The sequence below is a fragment of the Paenibacillus sp. YSY-4.3 genome, from assembly GCF_054767475.1.
Map to the genome: position 1 here is coordinate 1 of NZ_BAABMC010000013.1, position 16,886 is coordinate 16,886.

At 49.0% G+C, this 16,886-nt stretch carries 13 protein-coding genes and 1 rRNA gene; 8 read left to right on the forward strand and 6 right to left on the reverse strand.

Going from position 1 to position 16,886, the window contains the following annotated elements:
* Positions 1 to 91: 91 nt before the first annotated feature.
* Positions 92 to 208, forward strand: a 5S ribosomal RNA gene (gene rrf, locus ACYUJT_RS23795).
* Positions 209 to 688: 480 nt separating this feature from the next.
* Here rrf and ACYUJT_RS23800 read toward each other — a convergent pair.
* Positions 689 to 1,513, reverse strand: coding sequence for a C40 family peptidase (locus ACYUJT_RS23800; RefSeq protein WP_460327111.1), 825 nt, complete (start codon positions 1,511 to 1,513; stop codon positions 689 to 691).
* Positions 1,514 to 2,292: 779 nt separating this feature from the next.
* Between ACYUJT_RS23800 and ACYUJT_RS23805 the strand changes: the two genes are divergently transcribed.
* The 7 genes from ACYUJT_RS23805 (at position 2,293) to pssA (ending at position 10,355) form a co-directional block, all read left to right on the forward strand.
* Positions 2,293 to 2,751, forward strand: a complete 459-nt coding sequence (locus ACYUJT_RS23805) for a CtsR family transcriptional regulator (protein WP_460327113.1) — start codon at positions 2,293 to 2,295, stop codon at positions 2,749 to 2,751.
* A 30-nt stretch (positions 2,752 to 2,781) separates the two neighbouring features.
* The gene (locus ACYUJT_RS23810; protein WP_460327115.1) at positions 2,782 to 3,300 is read left to right on the forward strand and encodes a UvrB/UvrC motif-containing protein; all 519 of its coding nucleotides are present in this window, start codon (positions 2,782 to 2,784) and stop codon (positions 3,298 to 3,300) included.
* Positions 3,301 to 3,312: 12 nt separating this feature from the next.
* Positions 3,313 to 4,371, forward strand: a complete 1,059-nt coding sequence (locus tag ACYUJT_RS23815) for a protein arginine kinase (RefSeq protein WP_460327117.1) — start codon at positions 3,313 to 3,315, stop codon at positions 4,369 to 4,371.
* A 28-nt stretch (positions 4,372 to 4,399) separates the two neighbouring features.
* Positions 4,400 to 6,847: an ATP-dependent protease ATP-binding subunit ClpC gene (gene clpC, locus ACYUJT_RS23820; RefSeq protein WP_460327119.1), complete on the forward strand. Its 2,448-nt coding sequence runs from the start codon at positions 4,400 to 4,402 to the stop codon at positions 6,845 to 6,847.
* 231 nt (positions 6,848 to 7,078) lie between these two features.
* Positions 7,079 to 8,446 (forward strand): DNA repair protein RadA, encoded by a 1,368-nt coding sequence (radA, locus tag ACYUJT_RS23825; RefSeq protein ID WP_460327121.1) that lies wholly within the window; start codon positions 7,079 to 7,081, stop codon positions 8,444 to 8,446.
* Between the two features lie 14 nt (positions 8,447 to 8,460).
* The gene (gene disA, locus ACYUJT_RS23830; RefSeq protein ID WP_460327123.1) at positions 8,461 to 9,537 is read left to right on the forward strand and encodes a DNA integrity scanning diadenylate cyclase DisA; all 1,077 of its coding nucleotides are present in this window, start codon (positions 8,461 to 8,463) and stop codon (positions 9,535 to 9,537) included.
* Between the two features lie 89 nt (positions 9,538 to 9,626).
* Positions 9,627 to 10,355, forward strand: coding sequence for a CDP-diacylglycerol--serine O-phosphatidyltransferase (gene pssA, locus ACYUJT_RS23835; protein ID WP_460327125.1), 729 nt, complete (start codon positions 9,627 to 9,629; stop codon positions 10,353 to 10,355).
* A 925-nt stretch (positions 10,356 to 11,280) separates the two neighbouring features.
* On the opposite strand, the gene ACYUJT_RS23840 is transcribed toward pssA, so the two are convergent.
* From ACYUJT_RS23840 to ACYUJT_RS23860, 5 genes are all read right to left on the reverse strand, one after another.
* Positions 11,281 to 11,676 carry a nucleoside triphosphate pyrophosphohydrolase family protein gene (locus ACYUJT_RS23840; protein WP_460327127.1) on the reverse strand — a complete coding sequence of 132 codons (396 nt, stop codon included), beginning with the start codon at positions 11,674 to 11,676 and terminating at the stop codon, positions 11,281 to 11,283.
* A 296-nt stretch (positions 11,677 to 11,972) separates the two neighbouring features.
* Entirely contained in the window at positions 11,973 to 13,349 is a 1,377-nt protein-coding gene (locus ACYUJT_RS23845; protein WP_460327130.1) for an ABC transporter substrate-binding protein, read from the reverse strand.
* Positions 13,350 to 13,429: 80 nt separating this feature from the next.
* Positions 13,430 to 14,272 (reverse strand): carbohydrate ABC transporter permease, encoded by an 843-nt coding sequence (locus ACYUJT_RS23850; protein WP_460327132.1) that lies wholly within the window; start codon positions 14,270 to 14,272, stop codon positions 13,430 to 13,432.
* A gap of 2 nt (positions 14,273 to 14,274) precedes the next feature.
* Positions 14,275 to 15,162: a carbohydrate ABC transporter permease gene (locus ACYUJT_RS23855; protein ID WP_460327134.1), complete on the reverse strand. Its 888-nt coding sequence runs from the start codon at positions 15,160 to 15,162 to the stop codon at positions 14,275 to 14,277.
* Between the two features lie 126 nt (positions 15,163 to 15,288).
* Complete coding sequence (locus ACYUJT_RS23860) at positions 15,289 to 16,869, reverse strand: response regulator (RefSeq protein WP_460327136.1); 1,581 nt, start codon at positions 16,867 to 16,869, stop codon at positions 15,289 to 15,291.
* Between the last annotated feature and the right edge of the window lie 17 nt (positions 16,870 to 16,886).

Genomic DNA, 16,886 nt, shown 5'->3' on the forward strand with positions numbered 1-16,886 from the left:
AACCTAAGTCGATTTTAAGCTGCATGTCTGTTCTAAGGTCTGATATTTTGCGATAGTAGATCGATGAAGTGGATGCAGTGCAAAAATCATGTTTGGTGGCAATGGCGGAGGGGTTCCACACGTACCCATCTCGAACACGACCGTTAAGTCCTCCAGCGCCGATGGTACTTGGACCGCAGGGTCCTGGGAGAGTAGGACGTCGCCAAGCAACGGAAAAGCACTGCTGATCTCTGTATCAGCAGTGCTTTTTTGTATCCGATGAGATGCTGCACTTTACTGCGAACTTCGTCACTTTCCGTTTGATACTGTCATGCTGAATACTGCTATGTTACAAATTTTGCAATGCTTCAAAGCTGGAAAAAAGCAAGGTAGAGCTCGATTGCCGAAAAAACTTTCGTTGTTCAAATGATCGCTAAAGGTGGAAGTTCAGACTAAATGTATTTTATGCAGTAATTTTGCTACTTTTTTAAAAGGTACCTCGAACTAAATGTAATTCATACAGTAGTTTTTCCTTAATTTGCTTAAATCCTGATAATAGCTCCAAACTAAATGTAGGTTCTGCAGTTAGCTACCCCGAATAAGCCAAAACCTGTCAACTAAATGTAGGAAATACACTTAGATCATCCCTCCAATAGTGATATCTCCCCAGTATCCCCATCAGCGAAGAGTTCATTAGATGCGGACATGTTTAGAAATAACGTTTTGCTCCTGCATATGCTGCATTATAATATTCATCCCCAAAGATGTATTCCAGCTGGACGCCGTCCCGAGGATCCGTATCAGCGTTAATCATCAAATCATTCCCTAAATAGATAGCAACGTGAGTAATTGTTTCTGAACCATGCTCTTTAAAAAATACGAGATCGCCTTTTCTTAATTGATCTTTTGGTACATAGGTGCCATATTGGTATTGCCAATTGGACGTACGTGGCAATTTGATGCCAGCCCTGCCATACACGTATTGGGTGAATGACGAACAATCCAAAGAAACCCACGGTTTTTCACCACCCCAAACATAAGGAACATCAAACTGATCCTTTGCCACGGCGATGATGTAGTCCGCTTTTTCCTCCCAATTCGCGTTCGGTGATATTGAGGGTGGGGCAGTGGGGACATTAATCACTAGACCGGGAAGTATTTGATGAGGATCTTTTACCTTAGGATTGGCCTCAAGCAAATAGGAAAGAGGGATCCCATTGTGTTGAGCAATGTTCCAGAAGGTATCACCAGCTTGTACCTTATAAGTGGTTCTGGACACTTCGCTCGCAGGGATTAAACCGGATGCCGGTTTATGACCGTAAGGCAGGCTGATCAGCAGACCTCTCCAAATATTTTCCGGGTCAACTAAGGAATTGATCTTTTGTAGCTCGGACACATCTACATCAAATTCTTTGGCGATAGACCAAAACGTCTCGTTACCCTTGGCAGTATATTGATCATATGGAACCGCAAAACATGTTTGCGGGAGGATCGCAGTTACAAGTAGAACTGTGGCGATAATTAGCTTTTTCAAGTGAACCCCTCCGTTTATTTTTTTATAGAATATCCTGATATGCGGTTTACTTATCCAGAGAGAACATGTTTTTCTTGGACCCGCACTGATTTAATAATGGATTTACGAAATTCGTCTGGGACAGAATCGTAAACCTCTAGTGTCGATAGTAACAGGGTCGCAGGGGCTTGGGGAAAAGTAAGGCATCGTTAAGCAAATGGAAGAAGCATTGCTGTTTTGAATCAGTAGTGTTTTTTAATATTGCTCAGGGTTTTGACTATGATGTGGTACCTTAGGGACAGGAGATCCGCTATTTCCAGTTTTATTTCCAAAATGGCATCGTAAAGGACACAAGGTACGCTATTTACTGAAAAAGGTCTTCGAAGCCATCGATTTTGAGCGAATAAGGTCCGCTGTGTCCGTTAGGTCCCAAAAAAGCGTCAATTTTGATGAATAGCGGAACCAGGGTCCGTAAGAGTGCAGCTCTACAACTAATTGAAAAAAGCTGAACGACCTGACGGAAAGCCTTGACTCAAAGCCTAGACTCAAAGCCCTGACTTGAGCAGAAAGTCCGTAATCGCACCCTCCAGAATGCTTTCTTGAATAACTTCCCCGCCTCAGGTTACACTGAAATGTATAAGACACTCTTGGCAAAGTATGAAATTGTGATATAATAAAGTTAAAGTCAAAGAAAGTCAAAGTCAACAAACGGTAGCCATAAAACGAATTATACGGAGAACTTTGCCGAACGAGGCGGCATTTCGTGTCGGCTTAACGTTTGAGCATGGGAGGGATGTGGATTGCGTAATATCTCCGATATTATCGAACAATATCTCAAGGGTATTTTGCATCAAAGTCCTGAAGGAACCGTTGAAATTCAACGCAATGATCTGGCTGACCGGTTTTCCTGCGTTCCATCGCAAATCAATTATGTAATCAGTACGAGGTTTACTCTTGAAAAAGGGTACCTGGTGGAAAGCAAACGGGGCGGCGGCGGTTACATCAGGATTCGGCGAATCGAGCTGCCTGGTCCGACCAGTCTGCACACCCATTTGCATCACACGATTGGCGATGAAATGGGTCAATTAGCTGCAGAAGGGCTAATATATCAATTGGAGGAAGCCCGTTTTTTGAACAGCCGTGAGGCGGCCCTCATGCGAGCGGCCATCTCTAGGGAAGTATTAATGCTAAAATTGCCTGACCGCGATCGGCTTCGGGCAAGAATCATGAAAGCCATGTTGATTTCACTTTTAGGTTAACGAGTCTATCCGTAAGGGAGGGGACATTCCATGCATTGTCAGGAATGCGGCAAACGACCTGCAACATTGCATTTTACCAAAATTGTGAACGGCGAGAAGACGGAGTTTCATATATGTGAAGCCTGTGCCAGAGAAAAAGGCGAGCTTATTCCAGGGACTTCAGGCGGATTTTCAATCCACAACCTGCTGTCCGGACTGCTGGATTTCACCCCTGGCAGCCATGCCCATGGGAGCAAGGCTCCCGAGAACCTGCGTTGCGAGGAGTGCGGGCTGACGTATTCCCAATTCAGTAAGATTGGGCGTTTTGGATGCAGCTCCTGTTATAAATATTTCAATGACCGTCTTGATCCGCTCTTCAAGAGAGTACACGGCAATACGGTTCATGTGGGCAAAGTCCCCAAAAGGGTTGGCGGCCACATTCAAGTCAAGCGCAAGCTTGAGGATCTCCGCAAAGAGCTGCAGTATCGGATTCACCAGGAAGAATTCGAAGAAGCTGCGGCCCTAAGGGATCAAATACGCGAGCTTGAGAAGAACATTTCCGAGGAGTAGGAGGAGTGGGCGATGGCAAATCTTCGGTTTACAGAACAACCGCTTAGCGAATGGATGAGAAGCGGAGGCAAGGAGTCCGAAATCGTCATTAGCAGCCGTGTCCGAATTGCACGAAATTTGCTGAACAGGCCATTCCCTATGCTGGCAACCAACCAGCAATCCGAGGAAGTGCTGAATCAGCTGGAGAGCGTGCTGCAAGATCAAAGGATGCAGCAGTTCGGGCCGTTGTCATCGGTTCTTTTAGCCGATTTGGATGAGCTGGACAAACGGGTGCTTGTAGAAAAGCATCTCATCAGCCCGAATTTGGCTAATGAATCCAGACACGGCGCCGTCTTCATCAGCGATGACGAAAGTCTCAGCATCATGGTGAATGAAGAGGATCATTTGCGCATCCAATGCCTTTATCCAGGTCTGCAGATTGAAGAGGCATGGGAGAAAGCGACCGCAGTGGACGATATTTTTGAAGCTGAAGTCGATTATGCCTTTGACGATAACCGCGGCTTCCTTACCAGCTGCCCTACAAATGTAGGGACAGGACTTAGGGCTTCCGTCATGATGCATTTACCGGCGCTGGTTCTAACTCAGCAAATTAATCGGATTCTGTCGGCTGTCTCCCAGGTCGGATTGACGGTTCGCGGCATTTATGGGGAAGGCAGCGAAGCGACAGGGAACTTGTTTCAAATCTCAAATCAGATTACACTGGGACAAAGCGAATCTGAAATTATTGAAAATTTACACAGCGTCGTGATGCAGATCATCGAGCATGAGAAGTCGGCGAGAGAGAGACTGCTCTCGGAATCCCGCCTGCGGATGACCGACCGCGTCATGCGTTCCTATGGCATATTGTCATATGCAGCAATTATCGATTCCAAGGAGGCGGCTCAGCGGCTGTCCGACGTCAGACTCGGCTTGGATCTGGGATTAATCGATACGCTGCCTGTACAGGTGCTAAATGAATTGAATGTCATGACCCAGCCTGGTTTTTTGCAGAAAAAATATCAGGTCAGCATGTCTCCAGGCGAACGCGATATGTATCGCGCTAAGCTGATTCGAGAGAAATTGGGTAAATAAGAAACAACATTCATGGAGGTGTAGGAGTATGATGTTTGGAAGATTTACGGAGCGTGCCCAGAAGGTTTTGGCACTTGCCCAAGAAGAAGCCGTACGGCTTGGACATAACAATATTGGAACAGAGCATATTTTGCTTGGCTTGATTCGTGAAGGGGAAGGGATCGCAGCTAAGGCATTAATCGGACTTGGACTGGGCCTTGAGAAAATCCAGGATGAAGTCGAGACGCTGATCGGCCGCGGCCAGGAGCAGCCGGCAAATATCGCTTATACGCCGAGAGCCAAGAAGGTCATTGAATTATCCATGGATGAGGCTCGTAAGCTCGGCCATACCTATGTGGGAACGGAGCATATTCTGCTTGGCCTGATTCGTGAAGGCGAAGGCGTTGCCGCGCGGGTATTGAACAACCTCGGCATCAGCTTGAACAAAGCACGCCAGCAAGTGCTGCAGTTGCTGGGCAGCAGCGAGGCTGTATCCAGCCATCATGGTACTCCGGCTAATGTTAATACGCCAACGCTGGATAGCTTGGCTCGAGATTTGACGGAATCCGCCAAAGAGAGCAATCTTGATCCGGTTATCGGCCGAAGCAAGGAAATCGAGCGGGTCATTCAGGTACTTAGCCGCCGGACGAAGAACAACCCGGTGCTGATCGGTGAGCCAGGCGTAGGTAAAACGGCTATTGCCGAAGGATTGGCCCAGAAGATCATCAATAATGAAATTCCGGAAACGCTTCGTGACAAAAGAGTCATGACCCTCGATATGGGTTCTGTCGTAGCCGGTACGAAATATCGCGGAGAATTTGAGGATCGTTTAAAGAAAATTATGGACGAAATCCGTCAAGCCGGGAATATCATCCTGTTTATTGACGAATTGCATACCCTAATCGGCGCAGGCGGAGCGGAAGGCGCTATTGACGCCTCCAACATCCTGAAACCGGCGCTGGCCCGCGGAGAGCTGCAATGCATCGGGGCGACGACGTTGGATGAATATCGCAAGTACATCGAGAAGGATGCCGCGCTTGAGCGCCGTTTCCAACCGATTACGGTCGATCAGCCTTCCGTTGACGAAGCCATTCAAATTTTGCATGGACTTCGCGATCGCTATGAGGCTCATCACCGCGTTAAAATTACAGACGAGGCGATCGAACAGGCGGTTAAGCTATCCGACCGTTATATCCAGGACCGCTTCCTGCCGGATAAAGCTATCGACTTGATTGATGAGGCCGGCTCGAAGGTAAGGCTGAACTCTTACACGGTACCGCCTAATCTGAAACAGCTAGAGAACCGTCTTGAGGATATTCGCAAAGAGAAGGACGCGGCGGTACAGAGCCAGGAATTCGAGAAGGCAGCGGCGCTGCGCGATACGGAGCAGAAAATTCGCGAAGAGCTCGACATCACGAAGAATCAATGGAAAGAGAAGCAGGGCCGTACCGATTCCGAGGTAACACCTGAGGATATTGCGCAGGTTGTAGCAAGCTGGACCGGAATTCCGGTGAATAAGCTGAAGGAAGAAGAGACGCAAAGGCTGCTCAATATGGAGCAAATTCTGCATGAGCGCGTGATCGGGCAGGACGAAGCCGTTAAGGCGGTCAGCCGGGCGATTCGCCGGGCGCGTGCCGGACTGAAGGATCCGAAGCGTCCGATGGGCTCCTTTATCTTCCTAGGCCCAACGGGGGTCGGTAAGACAGAACTGGCTCGAGCCTTGGCCGAGGCCATGTTCGGCGACGAAAATGCCGTGATCCGGATCGACATGTCCGAGTATATGGAGAAGCACTCCACAGCCCGTCTCGTAGGTGCCCCTCCGGGATATGTCGGTTATGAAGAAGGCGGCCAATTGACGGAGAAAGTACGCCGCAAGCCTTATTCAGTCGTACTCTTGGATGAAATCGAGAAGGCTCACCCTGAAGTGTTCAATATTCTACTGCAAGTGCTGGAGGATGGCCGTTTGACGGACTCCAAAGGGCGCGTAGTTGATTTCCGCAATACATTGATCATTCTTACCTCGAACGTCGGGGCAGAGGCGATCAGACGAAATACGCGGCTTGGCTTTACGGCTGTAGACGATTCCGGGGCCGACTATGACAATATGAAGGGAAAAGTGATGGAAGAGCTGAAGAAGAGCTTCCGTCCGGAGTTCCTCAACCGGATCGACGAAATTATCGTGTTCCATTCGCTAGAGCAGAAGCATATCGGCGAAATCGTTACACTGATGGCGGAAGAGCTTCGCAAGCGGCTGCATGAATACGAGGTCGACTTCATTCTGACTGACCAAGCGAAGGAGTTCCTGGCTAAAGAGGGCTTCGATCCGGCTTATGGAGCACGTCCGCTCCGCAGAGCCATTCAGAAGCACATCGAGGACCGCTTGTCCGAAGAGCTCCTGACCGGCAACGTCAAGAAGGGCGATTCGCTGACGATTGATGTGGAGAATGGCAGCTTGACTGTGAACAAGACAGGTGCTTTTGCCAAAGAGGCCAAGTAAAATCTATAAATGAGCAATGCGGTCTGAATCATGTTTGCGAAGCGAACAATGCAAGACAGCCTGGGAAACTTCGGTTCCCGGGCTGTCTTTTCTTCGTATTTCCTATATTTCCGCAAAGAGCCCGAAAAGCCTTTACGTTAAATCAGAAACAATGGTAAACTTTGAGTGTTACCCTCAGTGGTTCGGGCTGCAAGGTTTGTTAAATTTTGCAGATATTCTAAGGAGAGAAAAATGGTTAAAGTAAAAACAAAGTTTTTTTGCACAGAGTGCGGATATGAATCGCCGAAATGGTACGGGAAATGCCCGGGCTGCGGTTCATGGAACTCCATGGTCGAAGAAACGGAGAAAGTCGTAAAGACGCAGGGCATGTCCTCTGGTCTATTTCATACGAAAGAAAAGCCGCTTCCCATCATAAACATAGAAAGCGGCAAAGAACCGCGCATCGTCACCGGAATCGGGGAGCTGAACCGGGTGCTTGGCGGCGGAGTCGTCCCCGGCTCGCTCGTCCTCGTCGGCGGTGATCCGGGAATCGGCAAATCGACGCTGCTTCTGCAGACGTCGCACGAAATGGCTCAAGCTGGATTGAAAGTATTGTATATATCCGGAGAAGAATCGATCCGGCAGACGAAGCTGAGAGCCGAGCGGCTTGGAGCCTTGTCGCAAGAGCTGTACGTTCTCTGTGAGAGCGACATGGAGTCGATTGAAGCTGCAATCGATGAGCTGAAGCCAAACTTCCTCGTCATTGACTCGATACAAACCGTATATCTGCCGGAAGTAACGAGCGCACCGGGAAGCGTATCTCAAGTTCGCGAATGCACGGCACGATTTATGCGCATTGCTAAAGGGCAGGGAATTGCCACGGTGCTGGTCGGGCACGTGACGAAGGAAGGGGCCATCGCCGGGCCGAGACTGCTGGAGCATATGGTGGATTGCGTGCTGTATTTCGAAGGAGAGCGGCATCATTCCTACCGATTGCTCCGGGCGGTGAAGAACCGCTTCGGTTCTACGAACGAAATCGGCATATTCGAAATGAACGAATCCGGCTTGACCGAAGTGACTAACCCTTCGGAGTTGTTCCTATCCGAGCGGCCGCTTGGCGTCGCAGGCTCTACCGTCGTGGCGAGCATGGAAGGAACCCGTCCGATGCTCGTGGAGCTGCAGGCCCTGATCGCTTCGACACATTTTCCTTCCCCGCGGAGGATGGCGACCGGTGTCGACCATCATCGGATGGGGCTGATCATCGCTGTACTGGAGAAGCGGATGGGCATGTTCCTGCAAAATCAGGATGCTTATGTGAACCTGGCTGGCGGAGTGAAGCTGGATGAGCCAGCCGTAGATCTTGCGATTGCCGTCAGCATTGCCTCCAGCTTTCGCGATATTCCGACCAAACCGGATGATGTCATCTTTGGGGAAGTAGGGCTTACCGGTGAAGTACGGGCCGTCTCAAGGGCCGAGCAAAGGGTCAAGGAGGCAGCGAAGCTTGGCTTCAAACGCGTTATTCTGCCCGAGAAGAGTATGAAAGGCTGGCAGAGTCCCGCAGGAATACAATTGATTGGCGTAAATACTGTTGCAGATGCGTTAGCTGTTGCTTTAGATTAGGGGGCATTAAGTTCATGAAGGAAAACACCCATGCGGAGAAAATGAATGATTTACTCAGGCTCGTTGCGCCCGGCACCGCTTTTCGCGACGGGCTTGAGAATGTACTCCGGGCCAAGACCGGAGGGTTGATCGTAGTGGGATACAGTCCAGAAGTAATGGAAGTTGTTGAAGGGGGCTTCTCCATTAACTGCGACTTCTCGCCGAACTACTTATACGAGCTGGCAAAAATGGACGGGGCCATCATCATGAGCGAGGACCTTAAGAGAATATTGTACGCGAATACGCAGCTCATTCCCGACTCCTCGATATCCTCGTCGGAGACGGGGATTCGCCATCGGACGGCGGAGCGGGTGGCGAAGCAGACGGGCAAGCTCGTCGTATCCATCTCCCAGCGGCGTAATATCATAACGTTATATCAAGGCGGGCTTCGTTATTCCCTGAAGGAGATTGGGGTTATCCTGACAAAAGCGAACCAGGCGATTCAGACCCTGGAGAAATACAGGGCTGTTCTGAACCAGGCGCTTACCAATTTGACGGCATCCGAGTTCGAAGAGCTGGTAACGGTGCCCGAGGTCATTAATGTGATCCAGCGGGTTGAAATGGTTATTCGGATTAAAATGGAGATCAAGCGGTTCATCAACGAGCTGGGCTCCGAGGGCCGATTGATCAGTATGCAAATGGAAGAACTGGTAAGCAATATGGAGGAAGAAGCGTGGCTGTTATACAAAGACTATGCTAAAGAAGACAGCGATGAAGCCATTCGGGAAATTATCCTCGGGTTGAAGCGGTCCAGCGATGATGAGCTGCTTGAAATGAGCCATATCACCAGACTGCTTGGTTATCCGGCCTCGGCGGCGACGTCAGAGGATTTAGTGTCTCCGCGGGGTTATCGCGTGCTGAACAAAATCCCGCGCCTGCCGAATGTTATCATCCACAACCTTGTCGAGCGTTTCAAGCAACTTCCAGGGGTGTTGATGGCGACGATCGACGAGCTAGACGAAGTGGACGGCATTGGCGAGGTTCGGGCCAGAACGATTAAAGAAGGCCTTAAACGACTGCAGGAACAAGCTTTTATCGATAGGCAAATTTAGAACCGCGGCCAAAATTTATTTTGGGAATTAAAGTAACTTGATTCATAATCCGATAATAAGATTATTGGAAATCTATACGAGGTGAAGAGATGATTACAAAATCACTTCCAAGTGTATTTACCCTAGGGAATTTATTCCTTGGGATGCTGGCCATTATTTTTGCATTCGACGGCAAATACAGCATGTCCGCGATCATGGTCATTGTTGCGATGCTGCTTGACGGCCTGGATGGGCGGGTTGCACGAGCGCTCAACGCCCAAAGCGACTTCGGTAAAGAGTTGGACTCATTATCGGATATTATTTCATTTGGCGTCGCCCCTGCCCTATTAATGTACACCCTTGCTTTTAGCGGGATTCATCCTGGAATCGCTTGGGCTGTCACAGCGATCTTCCCGATGTGCGGCGCGTTGAGATTGGCTCGGTTTAATGTGCAAAAAGGAATACCAGGGTATTTCATCGGCTTGCCGATCCCAGCAGCGGGCGGTGTTATTGCCACATTATCCTTGTTCCATAAGAACATGACGGCTCCCTACTTTATTTGCGGCATACTGCTCGTATCTTACTTGATGGTCAGTTCCGTAAGGTATCCGAACTTCAAGAAGATCGGCCTTCCCAAGAAAGGAATTGCTTTGGCGCCGCTCGTTATCCTGTTTGCGGTCATGGTCGCGGTACTTTTCCCGGAGGAATTATCCAAGCTTATCTTCATCCCGCTTGTCGTATATGCGGCCTATGGTCTTAAGCAGAGCTTCGACAAATTGCTTCACCGCGGCAAGCAAGTAGACGACGATGAAGCAGAGGAAGCTTATCACAACCGTTAATTTAAAAAGTAAAAGCATGAATGCCTGTAGTACGGCGTTCATGCTTTTTTTAATACACTTCTATAATGCAAGAAAAAACTACCGCTAGCTCGTACTAACATTCTGGAGATTGCGTTACGTCGATCGACGTTCTTCTTATATGATGGCGAGGGAGACAAACATCGGGGAGGGCAGTCCGCGCGCAGAGAGCGAAGACGGGGGAGCGAGGCATTACAATCTACGGCTAAGATTATACTCATCGAGTCCGGAGTTTTGACTTCGATTCTTGTCGCCGAAACTTAATCATACAGGTTCTGCGGTAATAAGGTCTGGTACTCGTCGATGCGGAGGAACCACCATGCACTTCGCAGGAGTCCTCCTACAGACGAACCTTACCATGCATTCGCAGAAGCCATCCTAGAGACGAACCCGCCATACACTTCGCAGGAGGCATCCGGCCGTTAGCCCGTTTTTAACCCGTTAGCCCGAGTCTAACGAATCTAAGCCACGTTATTCGTACATATTTGCTCTTAATGATAAATCTAACGATTCACAGCCACTCTATTTACGGTTTATCTTCTGTTTGGAGCTATAAACACTGAAATAACGTTACCAGGCTTCGTTACATTATGACAGGAGGGTGTATTTAAACAAATAGTGATCGTGAGATTCGTTATAAAGCTTCGGCCTCATGTCCCGGTCTCACATGCCGGCATTAGGGAGCTTGGAGGTTCGGCAGCGCAGTTTGCCACTTGCGATTAGCAGCAATCGTTTGCTGGCGAGATGTCGAAGATTCCTTCAATGTTCCATAGAGCGCATCTCCGCAAGGGGAGAGCGTGAAGGAACTCCACGTACCTCCGACGTTATATCCCCTTTGAGGAGTCCATGGGGCACAGCCCTTGGGCCCTCCCTAGACAGGGAGGGTCTGGGTGGTGCGAAGCTGCATTTATGATAAATTAAACAATCCTAGAGTGGAGCACTTCTGCGACTCCCGTTTGACGACTTCATCCATATCGATCTCAAGCAAGTTGCAGAGCGCTGACATATAGAAAAGGTTACGCCCTAACTCATTGGTAACTGCATCCCGGCAGTTCTCGCAAAGTTCTCCTTGAACATGCTTGCGGATCGTTTCCTTGGCATGCTGTAAATCCATGCCGGGTTCGAATTGCTGTTTTGTAGCGTGAAGCTCGATGCAACCGCATTCAGTCACCGATTTCGTGACGGAGCGGACGACGGACGCATTGGTTTGTCCCAACTTGGACAGGACATCTAGCAGACTGCGGTGACGGAGTAACAAATCGGAAACTTGTTCTTGAAAAGATTGAAGGCTTTGAGCGCTCATTTTTCCATCCACCTCAAATATTATGAATTGAGTTCATTATATGCCACAATTTCCCCTCATATCAAGCCGGAATTGCCGTGATGATGGGGATTGTCCCCTATTTTCATCCGAAAAAAAGCTCGAATTTTGTAGGTTGTCTTAGGTTATCGATATGAAGCAACCAGGGGCTCTCATCAGAAATACAAAACAGCCTGGCATAAGAGGGGCCGTATAATTGACCCTTATGCCAGGCATTGTGTCGAGCATCGAAAAATTTGAGAATTTAGAAAATGTCCCGTTACCTATGAATTAGTGAATTATTTGAAGCTATTCTGGTATTCCACTAAAGCTGCTTCCATGGCTTGTGCCCATTCATCCAGGAAGTCCTGCGCGCTCACTTTTCCCAAGAGTACGGATTGGAAGCCGGGCTCCAGTACGTTTAGCTGGATGGAGGAGTAATCCGGCAAATAAATGGGCGGGATCAGCACCTTGGTCGTCGGATCGGCGATCGCTTCGGACAGCGCAAGAATATGCTGGCTGTTCTTTACCCAATCACTGTTCAGGGAGTCGGCGTGAGTCGGCATTTGGCCGATGTTTTGATTCCAATAGTTTTGGCTCTCTTCACTCGCCAGGAAGGTCAGGAATTTCCAAGCAGCATCTTTGTTTTTGGAAGATTTAAAAATTGCTATGCCTACATTGTCACCACCGGTAACGACCCGATAGCCTTGCTGTGATTTTGGCAATGGAGAAGCTTTAAATTCTGAGGCATTCGCCCCGAATGCCTTGGTGTGTTCGCCGAAGGAGCCTAAATTATGCTGAAGCATGGCGGCGATTCCCGTATCGAAAACAGCGACCATTTCCTTATAACCGTTGGTTACATCACTGGTTGGCGTGTTTTTTCCATATAGCTGCACATATTTGTTCAGAAATTCTACGTGTGCTGGATCGTTGACCGTGGCTTTGCCGTCCTGATCAAAGTAATCGGTAATCCCGGAATAAGCATATAAAATTTCTGTCAGCTGCTTGGAGCTGCCCGAACCGCCGCGAATTGTAAAGCCATAACGGTCCTTTGAGGCATCCGTCAGTTGATCTGCCGCAGCAAAAAACTCATCAAAGGTTTGCGGCACGCTTACGCCTGCATCTTCGAACCAGTCGGCACGATACCACAGCGTACTGTAGTTGCTAGTATTCGGAATTTGATACAGCTTCCCATCCGGTGCGGAGCTGCGGCTGCCGTCGATTGCGGAGGCAGCGATTTTGTCCTTCTCGCTCCAACTGCCGAAGTAATCCTCCAGGTCCAGCAGAACCCCTTTGGCTACGAAGTCGGAAATCCAGAACTGGTTGATGCCGCCGATATCCGGCATATCATCAGAGGCAATGGCGACATCGTACTTTTGCTTGGCACTTGAAGCGGGCAAGCCTACGTATTCGACCTTAATATTCGGATTGGCCGTCTCAAAGCGTTTGATCAACTCTTCGTAATGCGGGGTGCGCTGCGGGCCGGAGTTCTCGTCCCAAAATGTAATCGTCACTGGTTTGTCGGGGCTGCTGCTGCCACTGCTACCACTGCCGCTATTGCCGCTGTTACTTCCGCTTTGGCTCTCAGCTTTATTTGAACCGCAGCCGGTTAGAGCTAAAGAAAGGATTAAAACGATGGCCAGTACTACGCCTGCATATTTTCTCATGTGCATCATGCGAGATTACCCCCTATAATCGCTCGAATAACTTCTTATTGGTCTAGCTCAAAGCTAATAAACCTGAAACATCAAATTCCTTAACCTTTTACCGCTCCGGCGCCGAGTCCTTGCACCAGGTATTTCTGTACGTAGGAAAACAGGATGACGACGGGCACGAGGGCAATGACACTGCCTGCGGCGAGAGCGCCGTAGTTAATATCGAACTCCCCTTGCATATAGCTCAGACCGACGGGCAGGGTGAATAATGATTTCTTGGTGATGAACATTAGCGCGAATAAGAACTCATTCCATGCTCCGATAAATGTAAAGACGGAGGTAGCCACAAGACCAGGTATCAAAATAGGGAGGATAACATGGAATATTGCCTGTAAGCGATTGCAACCATCGACTTCGGCAGCCTCCTCCAGCGCTTCCGGAATGCCGCGAATGAATCCGCTCATCAGTATGGCATTGAAGGGCAGCTGAAACGCAGAATACGTGATGATTAATCCAAGATGCGTTCCTGTCAGCTGCATCGCCTTGAACTGCATAAACAGCGGGATCAGCAGCATGGCGCCAGGTACGAATTGCGTACAGAGGAGCAGGAGCATGAAGGCGTTTTTCCCTTTAAAGCTGAAGCGGGAAATGGCGTACCCGGCCAGAATGGAAAGGACAAGCACGATCAATACGGTAGATAAAGCGATGAACATACTGTTCTTAAAAAACAACGAGAAGCCGACATTGTTCCACGACATAATAAAATTATCGAAGGTGGCCGGGGTCGGCAAGTATTTAATCGGCATTTTCGTGACGTCCGATTCATGCTTCAGCGACGTATTCAGCGTCCAATAGAATGGGACCATAATAAACAGGAGCAGAAGGGTAAGAGGGAGATAGCGATAGATGAAGAGACTGTAGTATTTTTCAAACTTGTGATTCATCCCTACTCCTCCTTCCCAAAGCCGCTGAATTTAAGGTACAACGCCGCAAATATTGTCAAGAGTATAACGCCGATCACAGTAAGCGCAGAGCCGTAACCGTAATTATTCGATTTAATCGCCTGATTGGCGATATACATCGGCAGGGTCATGGTCATGTTAGCGGGTCCGCCGCCGGTCATTGTAAAGATTAGGTCGACGTTGTTGAATTCCCATACCGCTCTAAGCAGGGTGGTGAGGATGATGGTATCTTTTAAATAGGGAAGCGTAATGCTGAAGAATGAACGCCACCTACCGCCGCCGTCCACTTTACAGGACTCGTACAGCTCGCCTGGAATGTTCTGCATCGCGGCCAGCAGTGTAATGGCGAAGAAAGGGATGCCCCGCCACAGCTCGGCCGTTACGATGGAACCGAATGCGGTACTCGGATTTGCAGTCCAGGCCATGTTCTGCGATAGGAAGCCGATCCGTTTGAGCAGATCGTTGATTACGCCAAAATGCTCATTAAACATAATGGACCACATCGTTGCCGTGATGACCCCCGAGATAGCCCAAGGGAGAAAGGCCGCCGCCCGGGCCAGCCCGCGGAACCGGAACGTCTGATTAAGCAATAGCGCAAGGATCAGGCCCAGGAGCAATTGCAGGACGACCTCGGACAGTACCCATTTTAAAGAGATGACTAAGGTAGAGTAGAAAATTTTATCGTTCGTAAATATTTGCGTGAAATTATCGAACCCGGTAAAGCCGTTAGCATAAGGTTTTGTAGGATTGTAATTCTGCAGGCTGAGTACAAACACGTTGGCAATCGGGTAAAAAAGAAATCCGACCAACAGGATGACCGACGGTGCGATGAACAAATATGGCCACCATTTCTTGTTGTTGATGACATTCATGAAGGCGATCACCATCTCCTTTAGAACAAATTTGCGGTCCGAAGCGCTATCGGATTGGCACAAATTTATTATAAAATTCGAAGATGGGCTCAGGAATGCAATATCTTATGACGAGTGTTTCATATTTTAGGAATCACCTTTAAAGGCTGAAGGCGAGCAGCCGGCATACTTCTTAAAGCAGGTGCTGAAATATTGCGCATTGCTGTAGCCGACCAGCTCGGCGACTTCATAGGATTTCAAATCTTTCATGCGCAGCAGTTCCATGGCCACTTTCATGCGCGTTTCCAACAGATAGTCGCTAAAATTGATGTTCTGCTCTTTTTTGAAAATATAGCTCAAATAAGTTGGGCTGATATGGACCTCGTCGGCCACGTCCTGCAAAGAAAGACGCTCCCGCATATAGTTTTGTTCGATGAAGTCCATCGCCTGCTTGACGATCTCTTTCTGCTGGTTTTCTCTGCTGGCATTAATGGCATTCGCCAAGAGAGCGACCATCTGCCGGATTTCCGCGAAAACCTCTCTAACCGTCTGCTTCTGGTGAATCAGCTCAGTTAGCCGGTTGAAATCATCTTCGTGAACGAGCTCGCGCAAATCGGCATCGGCGTAAATGAGGACGGCCGTTTCCAGCGCTTTTAGCTTTACTTGCTGCAGCGTAATGGAGCGCGCGCTTAGCAGCTTAGCTTCGATCTGCTCCAGAACCTGCTCGGCGTCTTTCTCCAGCCCTAGCTTGACCTTGAGCGTAAGAGCCTTCTCCAGGTCAAGAATATCAACGGATTGGGGGGAGAGGGGCAGTCCTGTATCCTGAATGGAGATCACCTGGTTTTTGCCGATGATGTGGCGAATTTCCAGTGCTGATTTAGCGTCCGAATAGGATTTGGTTACGCTAGCAAGCTGCCCGTACAGAAAGCCCATGCCGGCTGTTACCGTCGTTTTCAGGTACAGCTCAACACTGGCCCGGATTTCTTCGGTGAGCTCGAAGGCACGGGACTGCAGATGCTCATCCGGCCCTTTCCAAGCAAACAGCACGATGATTTCATCGTCGATTGACTCGAACACGAACCCAGCCTGCTCCCGCGCAATGATTTCCTCGGCTACGTTCTCGATACAGTACTTCAGCATTTCCCTGCCGAACCGGTGATGGGAATGATCGGCTGCATAATCGTCAGCCTTGAGAATGACCGTCATGTAGAAATCGTAATTGAAATTTAAGTCGAGCATGTCGGCTTGAAAGGTTAAATTCTCCTCCGACAGCTTGCCCCGAATCAAGCGCTCGAAAAATCTTTGCTTCAGCAAAGGGATTCCTTCCAGAAGCTTCAGCTTCAATTGATGGTCACGATTCCATTCGGCGGCTGCCCTCTGAACGGTATCCAGCAAGTTTTGGTTATCGACCGGCTTTAATAAATAGTCGAACACTTTCATCTTTAACGCTTCTTTGGCAAATTCCAACTCGTCATATCCCGTCATTAATATGACTTTCATTTCGGGATATTTGGACTTCACAATGCTTGTCAACGTCAGCCCGTCCATAATGGGCATGCGAATATCGGCAATAATGATGTGCGGTTCTGTCTCTTCGATCAATTCAAGTCCTCGTTCTCCGTCACCGGCCGTACCTATCAGCTCGATGTCTAATTCCTCCCAGCGAATCGTGTGGCTGAGTCCACGGCGAATCAATCCGTCATCATCAATAATGATCAGCTTTAACATAGAGCACGCTCCTTATG